We start from the raw sequence: 11,548 nt of genomic DNA on the forward strand, positions 1-11,548 counted from the left end.
ATATTCGGCCGGGTTAGGGTCGCCGCATGAGCGAGCTGGAGTTCCGCGACGTGCCCGAGTCCGACGTCGACCGCGCCCTGGAGCTCTGGTGGCTCGTCTTCCACGACCGCCCAGACGAGAAGGAGAAGCGCGCCTACCATCGCGCGATGGTGCTGCGCTGCGACCGCGTCGGGGCGTACGACGGCGACGCACTCGCCGGCTTCCTGGTGGCCCACCGCTTCACCCTGTCCATCCCGGGCGGTGAACTCCCCTGCCCCGGGCTCACGTTCGTCTCCGTCGCCCCCACCCACCGCCGTCGCGGCGTGCTCTCCGGCATGATCGCCGAGGTGTTCCGCCGCTGCGCCGGACACGGCCGCCCCATCGTCGCGCTGTGGGCCTCCGAAGCCGCCATCTACGGCCGCTTCGGCTTCGGCGCGGCCACCTACGGCACCTCGGTGGAGATCAACTCGACCCGTCCGCTCGCCCTGCGCATCGAGGCCGACCGGCGCCCCCTGCGCCTGATCGACCCCGACGACGCGCCCGCCGAGCTCGGCCCGTACTACGAGGCGACCCGCACCCGCCGGGCCGGGCGCATCGCCCGCGACGCCGGGCGCTGGCGCGGCGAGTGGCTGCCCGAGACCGACGAGGACGACGAAGAGCTCGGCCCGCCCCGCATCGTCGGCCTCGGCGCCGCCGACGAGCCGCTCGCCGGGTACGCCGTCTACCGCACCCGGCGCGAGGACGACGCCGCCAAGCCCGGCACCGTCCAGGTCGCCGAGCTGGAGGCCGACACCCCGGCGGGCGAGGCCGCGCTGTGGAACTACCTCGCCGGCATCGACCTCACCGGCACCGTCCGCGCCTGGGGCCTGGCCCCGGACGACCCGCTGCTCCTGTTCGCCACCGACCGGGACCAGGTCAGGGCCGTCGCCGAGTTCCCCGCGCTGTGGATCCGCCTCGTGGACGTCGGCGCCGCGCTCACCGCCCGCTCCTGGGCGGCCGAGGCCGCGCTCGTCCTGGAGGTCCGCGACGACCGCGTCCCGGCCAACGCGGGCCGCTTCCGCCTGACGGCGTCCCCGCACGCGTGCACGTACGAGCCGACCCCGGCCCCGGCCGACCTCACCTTCGACGTGCGCGACCTGGCCGCCTGCTACCTCGGCGGCACCGAGGTCCGCCGCCTCGTCCTCGCGGGCCTGGTGACCGAGCACACCCCGGGCGCGGCGGCGGCCCTGGACGCGGCGCTGCGCACCACGGAACTGCCGCACACGGTCGACGAGTTCTGAGCGGCCGGGGGAGAAGCCGGGGGGATTTCGCGCAGAAGTGACGAGGCTCTCGTACGGGGGCGGCGGGGGCCGGGACCAAGGTCCTTCGGTGAACTGCCTGCTCGGACGGGGAACCGGAAGCCCCCTTGAAGGGGTCTTTGCCTGCACGTTAGGGACCAAAGTCCCGGCGTGCGGCACCTGCACCGAACCCCTCGTATCACTGAGGTCGCGTCAACCCCCTTGTCCTCCAAGGTAGTTGCCGGAAATCGGGTATTTTCCCTCGATACCCGGCCGGAGAATTCGCATTTCGGGATTCGAGCGCGATCGTGCGATCGTGGCCAACCGGTGAAGCTCCGCTGCCGAACCGGCACGTACCGAGGGGATGGGGAATCCATGGCGCGACTGACCGCCCACACACGCCGCATCGTGATGGCCGCAGCAACGGCCGTGGTCCTGACGGGCGGCGTGGCCGCCGCGGTGTTCCTCGGCAGCGACACCTCCGCCAACGGTCCAGGGCCCGCGCTCGCCCACTCCTCCTCGACCGGCAAGTCCACCGGCAAGTCCGACGACAAGCCCGGCCGCGCGAGCGGCAAGCCGGGGTCCTCGGCATCCGGCGACGACAGCGCGCCGGACGGCTCGGACGGCTCCGCCGACGCCACCGGCCCCGCCGCGCCCCCCGGCGCCGCCGGGATATCCGAAGTGATCGACCACGAGACCGAGAGCGGCGGCAAGTCCGTCTCGATCACCATCGACGACGGGCCCAGCCCGGTCTGGACGCCGAAGATCCTCGCCGTCCTCAAGCAGTACGACGTCAAGGCGACCTTCTGCATGATCGGCCCGCAGGCCAAGGCCAACCCCGGCATGGTCAAGCAGATCGTCGCGGCCGGCCACCGGCTCTGCGACCACACGGTCAGCCACGACGAGGCCATGAACAAGAAGCCCGTCGCCTACCAGAGCTCCGAGGTCCTCGACGCCCAGAAGATGATCGAGGACGCCGCCGACGGCGCCAAGGTGCAGTACTTCCGCGCCCCCGGCGGCGCCTTCACGCCGGACAACCGGCACATCGCCGCCTCCCACGGGATGCGCCCGCTGGGCTGGAACGTGGACACCAAGGACTGGAAGCAGCCCGGCACCGCGACGATCGTGAAGACGGTGAAGCAGGAGCTCAAGAACGGCCCGATCGTGCTCTTCCACGACGGCGGCGGCGACCGCGCCCAGACGGTCGCGGCCCTGAAGGAACTGCTGCCCTGGCTGGCGCAGCAGGGCTACGTGTTCAGCTTCCCCGCCATCTGACGTACCCGTAACTGACGGTCCGTCATATCCCGGGCGTGGCCGCCCACATCGAACGCGCACGGCGGCTCCGCCCAACGGGGTCACGATTCGTGCGACGGCCCGGCAGTCGATAAGGTGCCTGGTCACGACCGCACCCCGTTCGATTCCACGGGCCGGTCAGGGCTCTGCCGCAGTGTGTGGCACCTCCACGGCTGCTGTGCCGAACCCTGTCCGCCCGGGCCCTGGAACACGGGGGCGATCTTCACGGCGGGGCAGTCGGGCCCCGGCCGACGGGGTCAGGAGGAACAGTGGCACAGGTCATCGCCGAGGTCTCACGGACGTTCAACGAGTTTCTGCTGCTGCCGAACCGGACCCGGACGGACTGCTCGCCCGCGACGGTCGACCTGCGCACGCCCCTGGTGCGGCACCTCGTAGGCGAGCCGGCGGCGATCGAACTGGGCTCCCCGTTCACGTCCGCGATCATGCAGGCCGTCAGCACCCCGGACCTCGCGATCGCGCTGGCACGCAACGGCGGCCTGAGCTTCCTGCACCACAACCAGTCGATCCAGGACCAGGCCGCGGCCGTGCGCCAGGTGAAGAACTTCAAGGCCGGGTTCGTCACCAGCGACACCAATGTCCGCCCGGACGACACCCTGAGCCACCTGGTCGCCGTCATGCGGCGCACCGGGCACAGCACCGCCGCGGTCACCGACGACGGCACCGCCACCGGCCGCCTGCTCGGCCTGGTGACCTCCCGCGACTTCCACCCCCAGCGCCACGACCTCGACGGGCCGGTGGCCGGCCGGATGACCGCCGTCGCCGACCTGGCCCACGCCGGGGCCGACACCACGCTCTCCGAGGCCAACGCGCGGCTGTGGGACCAGCGCCTCGACTGCCTCCCCGTGCTCGGCGCCGAGGGCCACCTGCAGTACCTGGTGTTCCGCTCCGACTACGCGGACAACAAGCGCTTCCCGAACCAGGCCGTGGACGCCGCCAAGCGCCTGCGCGTGGGCGCGGGCGTCAACACCCACGACTACCAGGAGCGCGTCCCCGCCCTGCTGGAGGCGGGCGCCGACGCCTTGTGCTTCGACTCGTCCGACGGCTACAGCGACTGGCAGGCACAGGCGCTGAGCTGGGTGAAGAAGCACTACCCGGAGATCCCGGTCGGCGGCGGCAACGTGGTCGACGGCGAGGCCTTCACCTTCCTCGCCGAAGCCGGCGCGGACTTCGTCAAGGTCGGCGTGGGCGGCGGCTCCATCTGCATCACCCGCGACCAGAAGGGCATCGGACGCGGCCAGGCCAGCGCCGTCCTGGACGTCGCGGCGGCCAGGGACGCCTTCCGCGAGCGCACCGGCGAGTACGTGCCGATCTGCTCCGACGGCGGACTGGTGCACGACTACCACGTGGCCCTTGCCCTCGCGATGGGAGCCGACTTCGTCATGATGGGCCGTTACTTCGCCCGCTTCGACCAAGCCGCCGGCGCGAAGCTCCCCACCCGGGACGGCTTCGTGAAGGAGTACTGGGGCGAGGGCTCGAACCGGGCCCGCAACTGGCAGCGCTACGGCCAGGGCGGCCAGGGCCTGATCTTCGAAGAGGGCGTCGACGGCTACGTCCCGTACGCGGGCGACCTCAACGAAGGCCTCGCCACCACCATCGCCAAGCTCAAGACCACGATGGTCTCCTGCGGCTCCGTCACGCTGGCGGAGTTCCAGTCCACGGCCCGGCTGACCCTGGTCTCCGACCAGAGCTTCCAGGAGAGCCACGCGAACGTCGTGCTGCGGGACGCCCCGGCGACCATCGCCTGACGGGCCCCGCCCACCGCCGGCCGGAGGGGAGTGGCGTACAGCCAGAACCACTCCCCTCCGGCCCGTGGTTCTCAACTGACCTTCGCCACTGACGTTCGCCGCCCAGGAGACGACGCCCCATGAATACGCCACCATCGCCGCCCGGAGCGCAGCGCACCGACGGATCTGCCGTCCGGATCGGCGCTCTCGTTCCGCTGACCCGGCCCGGCTGGGCCGAGGCGGGTCAACACCTGCTCGCCGGGCTGGAGTTGGGCGTCCGCGAAGTCAATGACGTCGGCGGGATCGGTGGACGGCCGCTGGAGCTGGTGGTCCGGGACGCCGCGGCCGATCCGGAGAAGGCCGCGGCCGCCGTGGACGAACTGGCCCGGCTGGGCGTGGCAGCCTTGGCGGGGGAGTACCACAGCGTCGTCGCCCGCGCCGCCGCTGCCCGGGCGGACGCCCTCGGCCTGCCGTTCCTCTGCTCGTCAGCGGTCCTCGACGCGCTCACCGACCGGCCGACGGACCGGGTCGCGCGCCTCGCCCCGGCGCAGTCCCACGGCTGGCGGCTCTACGCGGACTTCCTCCTCGGCGCAGGCCACCGCCGCATAGCCGTGGCGACCCAGCCGAGCGTGTACTGGGCCTCCGGGACCGGCATCCTGCGGGACCACCTCGCTCCACACGGCGCCACCGTCGTCGAACTCGACGCGAACGCGCTCACCCCCACCGCGCTGTGCGACGCGCTCGTCGACAGCGGCGCGACGGCCCTCCTCCTTCTGGTCGGGCACCCGGGCCCGGCCGTGCCGATCGTCAAGGCCGTACGCCGGGACCAGCGCCTCGCCGAGGTCCTGATCGGCGCTCCGGCCGGACAGCCGGAGTTCGCCTCATGGGCGGCGCTCCTCGGCGACGACGGCGCCGCGATCCCGTTCCTGCGCTACCTGCCCGAGCGCCTCGGCCCGCTCGGCGCACGCGTCGAGACGGCGCTGCGCGAGCGGCTTGCCGAAGCGCCCTCCTTCGTCGCCTTCGAGGGCTACGACACGATCGCCGTCCTCGCCGACGTGCTCCGCTCCGAGGGCGCGGACCGGGCTCGCATCGCCGCATCCTGGCCGCATGTCGCGGTCGAAGGCACCCGCGGAAAGATCCGGTTCTCCCGGACGCCGGGCATCAGCGTGTGGCAGTGGACCCGGCCGCCGGTCCAAGTCGTCGATCGGGACCCGGCGCAGCCCGATCGCTTCCGGGTCCTCCACACCGGCTGAGAGCACCTGGAAGCCCGGTCAACCGCCCACGCCGCGGCGCTACCAACCACCAGTCACTTCGCAGGCGTACGTGTCACTTCGCAGGCGTACGCGAGCGGGCCATCCGGGCCGCGACGGTGCGCGGCACGTGACGCACGGCGAAGGCGTACGCCTTGTACTGGAACCCCGTGATGCTGACCGGACGCCGGCGGCGCAGGTCCTTCAGGGCCTGTTCCACGACCTTCTCGGCATCCAGCCAGGCCCACTCGGGAAGCGAGCTGACATCCATGCCGGCCCGCTTCTGGAACTCCGTACGCGTGAAACCGGGCACGAGCGCGAGGACGCGGACACCGTGCGGAGCGAGGTCGACGCGCAGGGATTCGCTGAACGCGGTCAGCCACGCCTTGGCGGCGCCGTACGTGCCGGTGGGCAGCAGGCCCGCCACCGAGGAGACGTTCAGGACGACGCCCCTCTCGCGCGCGGTCATCCCCGGCACGGCCGCGTGCGTGAGCCGCAGCGGGGCCCGCACAAGGAGATCGAGCATCCGCTCCTCGTCGTCGACGGGGCTGTGCGGGAACGGCGCGGGAAGGCCGGATCCCGCGTTGTTGACCAGCACGTCCACCGGATCCTCGGCCGCGGCGAGCCGCCCCTCCACCAGGCGGCACTGCGCCGGATCGACCAGATCCGCGGCCAGCGTCTCGACCCGCACCCCGTACCGGGACCGCAGCTCATCGGCCGTCTTGCGCAGCCGCTCCTCGTCCCGGGCGACCAGGACGAGCGCGCACCCGAAGCCCGCGAAGCGGTGCGTGAAGGCGGCGCCGATGCCCGAGGTCGCACCGGTGATCAGAACTGTGGTCATGGCGGCTCTCATTTCTCCGGGGCCAGGGGGCGCGGGACCCGCCCGCGCACCGCCCCAGTGTTCGCGGACTCCGTCGAAGATCAAGTGCGAGGGCTCATAACTGGCCACTTCGGACACTCTGTTGAGGCGGACATCAGGGGCGGGGAACCTGAATATTTGTCGCCGCGGCCACGGAAATTTACGCAAAGTGCGGCGACGCCTCCTGGCGGCGCGCGCAAAATAGTAGTATTTGCCGTGCCGTCTTCCTGGATCCGTGCTACTGTTGTTCCCAGTTGCAGTTGTGGTTCCCAAAGACTTCAAGTGCCTTGATGGTTTTATGCCGTCGGGCGCTTTTGTATTTCCGGTGCTTTCTTCCGGACGGGGCAATCATCGCGGTAACGACGGGGTCAGCACAGTGCGGACCCCCGGGCATTGCCCCGAAGGAGATATGACATGGCTACTGGCACCGTGAAGTGGTTCAACGCGGAAAAGGGCTTCGGCTTCATCGAGCAGGAGGGTGGCGGCCCGGACGTCTTCGCCCACTACTCGAACATCGCCTCCTCTGGCTTCCGTGAGCTTCAGGAAGGCCAGAAGGTGAACTTCGACGTCACGCAGGGCCAGAAGGGCCCGCAGGCCGAGAACATCACGCCTGCCTGACGCTGAAGCGTTTTCTGCACGCGGCTGGGGCTCGCACCTTGGGGTGCGGGCCCCAGCCCGTTGCTGTTCCACCGGGCCCGCCGCCACCTCGTGACGGCGTTTTCACGGCCCGCGGGACACCGGGCGCCCCCGGTTGTCCTGCCACGCAGCGGACGAACCACCACGGCCACGGCCGGGGTGCGCATCTGCCCGCTGTCCTGATCCGGCCCGTCCGCCTTCCCAGGCGGCGGTTGCCCGGCATTCCGACAACGGGCGGGGAATTTCCGCGCCCTCGTGCGGCCGGATCAGAATTCGACTTCTGTTTTCGGCTCGTTCTTGCGATGTCCCGGCCGCTCCATTCGGCCGGGCTCCCTCGATACGTGCCATATCGAGGAAGGTTCTCCTTGAACCGTTCAGCTCGCACGAACGACCGCTACTCCGCCGCCCGTAAGAGCGGCGCCGACCGCGGGGCCCGCTTCCGGCCCCAGGGGCAGAACCGCTCCGGCGGCGGCCGCAGGCCCGCCGCGCCGCAGGGCGAGTTCGCCCTCCCCGTCACCATCACCCCGGCCCTGCCCCCGGTCGAGAACTTCGGTGACCTGGACATGCCCGCCGAGGTCCTCGACGTGCTGGCCGGCCTGGGTGTGACCGAGCCGTTCCCGATCCAGGGCGCCACCCTGCCGAACTCGCTCGCGGGCCGCGACGTCCTGGGCCGTGGCCGCACCGGCTCCGGCAAGACCCTCGCCTTCGGCCTCGCCCTGCTGGTGCGCACCGCCGGGCGCCGCGCCGACTCCAAGAAGCCCCTCGCCCTGATCCTGGTGCCCACGCGCGAGCTGGCCCAGCAGGTCACCGACGCGCTCACCCCGTACGCCCGCGCGCTGCGGCTGCGGATGGCCACCGTCGTCGGAGGCATGTCGATCGGCCGCCAGGCCGGCGCGCTGCGCTCCGGCGCCGAGGTCGTCGTGGCCACGCCGGGCCGGCTCAAGGACCTCATCGAGCGCCGCGACTGCCGCCTGGACCAGGTGGCCATCACCGTCCTGGACGAGGCCGACCAGATGGCCGACATGGGCTTCATGCCGCAGGTCACCGAGCTCCTCGACCAGGTGCGCCCGGACGGCCAGCGGATGCTGTTCTCGGCCACCCTGGACCGCAACGTCGACCTTCTGGTCCGCAAGTACCTGCACGACCCGGTGGTCCACTCCGTCGACCCGTCGGCGGGCGCGGTCACCACGATGGAGCACCACGTGCTGCACGTGCAGAGCGCCGACAAGTACGCCACGACCACCGAGATCGCGGCCCGCGACGGCCGGGTGATCATGTTCCTGGACACCAAGCACGCCGTCGACCAGCTCACCAAGCACCTGCTCCAGAGCGGCGTGCGGGCGGCCGCGCTGCACGGCGGCAAGTCCCAGCCGCAGCGCACCCGTACCCTGGCCCAGTTCAAGACCGGTGCCGTGTCCGTCCTGGTCGCGACCAACGTCGCGGCGCGCGGCATCCACGTCGACAACCTCGACCTCGTGGTCAACGTCGACCCGCCGACCGACCACAAGGACTACCTGCACCGCGGCGGCCGCACCGCCCGCGCCGGCGAGTCCGGCAGCGTCGTCACCCTCGTCATGCCCAACCAGCGCCGCGAGATGAGCCGCCTGATGATGGCCGCCGGGATCACCCCGACGATCACCCAGGTCCGCTCCGGCGAGGCGGAGCTGAGCCGCATCACCGGCGCCCAGGCCCCCTCCGGAATCCCGGTCACCCCCGCGGCGGCCCCGGCGGAGCGCCCCAAGCAGCGCGGCCAGGCCCCGTTCCGCGGCCGCGGCACCGCCCGCGGGCAGGCCGGCGGCGGCCGTACGGGCACCTCGCGCCGCGCGGGCGAGACCCGCGAGATGGCCGAGGCCCGCAAGGCCGCCCGGGTCCGGCGCGCGGCCTGACCCCCAGGGGGTGGCCGGCCCGCACCGGTCACCCCAGGCCCGGCACCGTCGACACCACCAGGTCGATGAGCTTGATGCCGACGAACGGCAGCACGAGGCCGCCGAGCCCGTACACCGCCAGGTTGCGGCGCAGCAGGTCGTGCGCCGAGGCCGGGGTGTAGCGCACGCCGCGCAGCGCGAGCGGGATCAGCGCCACGATGATCAGCGCGTTGAAGATGATCGCCGAGGTGATCGCGGACGTCGGGCTGTGCAGGCCCATGACGTTCAGCGCGCCGATCCCCGGATAGGCCGAGGCGAACATCGCCGGGATGATCGCGAAGTACTTCGCCACATCGTTCGTGATCGAGAACGTGGTCAACGCGCCCCGGGTGATGAGGAGTTGCTTGCCGATCTCGACGATCTCGATGAGCTTCGTCGGATTGGAGTCGAGGTCCACCATGTTCCCGGCCTCCTTCGCGGCCGAGGTCCCCGTGTTCATCGCCACGCCCACGTCGGCCTGAGCGAGCGCGGGCGCGTCGTTGGTCCCGTCGCCCGTCATCGCGACCAGCTTGCCGCCCTCCTGCTCCTTCTTGATCAGGGCGAGCTTGTCCTCGGGGGTGGCCTCGGCGAGGAAGTCGTCCACCCCGGCCTCCTGGGCGATGGCCCGGGCCGTCAGCGGGTTGTCCCCGGTGATCATGACCGTACGGATGCCCATGCGGCGCAGTTCCGAGAAGCGTTCCGCGATGCCGTCCTTGACGACGTCCTTGAGGTGGATCACGCCGAGGACGCGGGGCCCGTTCCAGTCGTGCACGCCGACGAGCAGCGGGGTGCCTCCGGAGGCGGCGATGGAATCCGCGAACCACCGCGCCTGGTCCGGGACTTGACCCCCGTACATCGCCACCCACTCGATCACCTGGGCGGCCGCGCCCTTGCGGATGTGGGACACGGCGCCGTTCTCCCAGCGCAGGTCCACCCCGCTCATCCGGGTCTGCGCGCTGAACTCCACGAAGCGGGCGCCGCGCAGATCGCCCTCGGCCGGCTCGCGCAGCCCGTACCGCTCCTTGGCGAGCACCACCACCGAGCGGCCCTCGGGCGTCTCGTCCGCGAGCGAGGCCAGCTGGGCGGCGTCCGCGAGATGCGTCTCCTTGACCCCGGGCATCGGCACGAACGCCGAGGCCTCCCGGTTGCCCAGCGTGATCGTGCCCGTCTTGTCGAGCAGCAGCGTGTTGATGTCGCCCGCCGCCTCGACGGCCCGCCCGGACATGGCGAGCACGTTGCGCTGCACCAGGCGGTCCATGCCCGCGATGCCGATCGCGGAGAGCAGCGCCCCGATCGTCGTCGGGATCAGCGTCACGAGCAGCGCCACCAGGACGGTGGTGGACTGTGCGGCGTTCGCGTACTCGGCCATCGGCTGGAGCGTCACCACGACCAGCAGGAAGATGATGGTGAGCGCCGCGAGCAGGATGTTCAGCGCTATCTCGTTCGGCGTCTTCTGCCGGGCCGCGCCCTCCACCAGCGCGATCATCCGGTCCAGGAAGGAGTGCCCGGGCCGTGAGGTGACGCGTACGACGATCCGGTCCGAGAGGACGGTCGTGCCGCCGGTGACGCCCGAGCGGTCACCGCCCGACTCGCGGATCACGGGCGCCGACTCGCCGGTCACCGCCGACTCGTCGACCGCCGCGACCCCGTCGACCACATCGCCGTCCGCAGGGATCAGCTCGCCCGCCTCGACCAGGACGAAGTCGAACGGCTTGAGATCGGTGGCCGCGACGGCCTCGGTCCTGGCGTGGTCCAGATCCGTACCTACCCGCCAGTTGTCCCGAAGGCGCAGCGCGACGGTGTCCGTACGGGCCCGGCGCAGCGACTCGGCCTGCGCCTTGCCCCGGCCCTCGGCGACGGCCTCCGCGAGGTTCGCGAAGATCACCGTGAGCCACAGCCAGACGCCGATCACCCACGTGAAGACCGACGGGTGGACGAGCGCGGACAGCGTGGTCAACGCCGCCCCGATGGCCACCACGAACAGCACCGGCGTCCGCACCAGGTCCCGCGGATGCAGCTTGCGCAGCGCGTCGGGAAACGCCTTGAGGAGCTGTACGGGTTCGAAGAGCCCGGCGGACCGCCGGCCGTCCCGGTGGGTGGGCCGGGGCGGCCGCGGCCCCGGCGGATTCCTGGGCGGCGGGCCACTGGGGGACAGGACGGTCGGGGCCTGCTGGGGGGCGGCGGGAGACATCAACGACCTTCTGGTGGGTCCGGCGGTCCGGACGGGGTTCGGACACGGCCTGTGATCGGGCGAACCGAAATCTAGGTCATCGCCGGAGCCTAACTCGCCCGATTCCGCGGGTATTTACGGCTCTCTGACAGCGCGGTCCACCGATGTCAAAGCCGCGACAATACGGCTGAATCGCCCTCGTGCGTGGAGTCGGCGGTCTCCGGGGGTCAGGGGCGTATGAGACCCGTCAAGGAGTCGGGGCGGGCCGTAAGAGGGGCGTCAACGGAGGCCGAAAGCGCTCGGCGAGGGGGTTTCCTCGGGATGTCCGTTCTTATCCGAACCTCTCTCCAGGAGTTCACGATGGCCGACGTGGCCTTCGTCGTCACCACGATCGCGGTTTTCGCGTTGGTGGCGCTCATTGCCAAGGGGGTGGCA

Annotated in this window: 8 protein-coding genes; 6 read left to right on the forward strand and 2 right to left on the reverse strand. The window is 71.4% G+C overall.

The genetic code is table 11. The features are described 5' to 3' along the window. Positions 1 to 26: 26 nt before the first annotated feature. From ADK54_RS14715 to ADK54_RS14730, 4 genes are all read left to right on the forward strand, one after another. Entirely contained in the window at positions 27 to 1,259 is a 1,233-nt protein-coding gene (locus tag ADK54_RS14715) for a GNAT family N-acetyltransferase (protein ID WP_053726070.1), read from the forward strand. 372 nt (positions 1,260 to 1,631) lie between these two features. Further along, the gene (locus ADK54_RS14720) at positions 1,632 to 2,531 is read left to right on the forward strand and encodes a polysaccharide deacetylase family protein (RefSeq protein WP_053726071.1); all 900 of its coding nucleotides are present in this window, start codon (positions 1,632 to 1,634) and stop codon (positions 2,529 to 2,531) included. Between the two features lie 287 nt (positions 2,532 to 2,818). Beyond that, on the forward strand, positions 2,819 to 4,315 hold the full coding sequence (locus ADK54_RS14725; protein ID WP_053726072.1) for an IMP dehydrogenase: 1,497 nt from the start codon (positions 2,819 to 2,821) through the stop codon (positions 4,313 to 4,315). A gap of 119 nt (positions 4,316 to 4,434) precedes the next feature. Then, complete coding sequence (locus ADK54_RS14730) at positions 4,435 to 5,547, forward strand: ABC transporter substrate-binding protein (protein WP_053726073.1); 1,113 nt, start codon at positions 4,435 to 4,437, stop codon at positions 5,545 to 5,547. Between the two features lie 73 nt (positions 5,548 to 5,620). Here the strand turns inward: ADK54_RS14730 and ADK54_RS14735 are convergent, their stop codons facing one another. Beyond that, on the reverse strand, positions 5,621 to 6,385 hold the full coding sequence (locus ADK54_RS14735; RefSeq protein WP_053726074.1) for an SDR family NAD(P)-dependent oxidoreductase: 765 nt from the start codon (positions 6,383 to 6,385) through the stop codon (positions 5,621 to 5,623). Between the two features lie 432 nt (positions 6,386 to 6,817). Here ADK54_RS14735 and ADK54_RS14740 point away from each other — a divergent pair, with 432 nt between their 5' ends. Beyond that, positions 6,818 to 7,021, forward strand: coding sequence for a cold-shock protein (locus ADK54_RS14740; protein ID WP_053726075.1), 204 nt, complete (start codon positions 6,818 to 6,820; stop codon positions 7,019 to 7,021). A 383-nt stretch (positions 7,022 to 7,404) separates the two neighbouring features. After that, positions 7,405 to 8,925: a DEAD/DEAH box helicase gene (locus ADK54_RS14745; RefSeq protein WP_053726076.1), complete on the forward strand. Its 1,521-nt coding sequence runs from the start codon at positions 7,405 to 7,407 to the stop codon at positions 8,923 to 8,925. Positions 8,926 to 8,953: 28 nt separating this feature from the next. Here the strand turns inward: ADK54_RS14745 and kdpB are convergent, their stop codons facing one another. Continuing rightward, on the reverse strand, positions 8,954 to 11,134 hold the full coding sequence (kdpB, locus tag ADK54_RS14750; protein WP_053726077.1) for a potassium-transporting ATPase subunit KdpB: 2,181 nt from the start codon (positions 11,132 to 11,134) through the stop codon (positions 8,954 to 8,956). Positions 11,135 to 11,548 lie beyond the last annotated feature (414 nt).

Source organism: Streptomyces sp. WM6378 (genome assembly GCF_001279695.1).
In the GTDB taxonomy this organism is placed as follows: Bacteria; Actinomycetota; Actinomycetes; order Streptomycetales; family Streptomycetaceae; genus Streptomyces.

What these genes read in the sequence shown, in the direction of transcription:
- ADK54_RS14715 (WP_053726070.1), top strand. Translation starts at nt 27, where the DNA reads ATGAGCGAGCTGGAGTTCCGCGACGTGCCCGAGTCCGACGTCGACCGC.
- ADK54_RS14720 (WP_053726071.1), top strand. Translation starts at nt 1,632, where the DNA reads ATGGCGCGACTGACCGCCCACACACGCCGCATCGTGATGGCCGCAGCA.
- ADK54_RS14730 (WP_053726073.1), top strand. Translation starts at nt 4,435, where the DNA reads ATGAATACGCCACCATCGCCGCCCGGAGCGCAGCGCACCGACGGATCT.
- ADK54_RS14735 (WP_053726074.1), bottom strand. Translation starts at nt 6,385, where the DNA reads ATGACCACAGTTCTGATCACCGGTGCGACCTCGGGCATCGGCGCCGCC.
- ADK54_RS14740 (WP_053726075.1), top strand. Translation starts at nt 6,818, where the DNA reads ATGGCTACTGGCACCGTGAAGTGGTTCAACGCGGAAAAGGGCTTCGGC.
- kdpB (WP_053726077.1), bottom strand. Translation starts at nt 11,134, where the DNA reads ATGTCTCCCGCCGCCCCCCAGCAGGCCCCGACCGTCCTGTCCCCCAGT.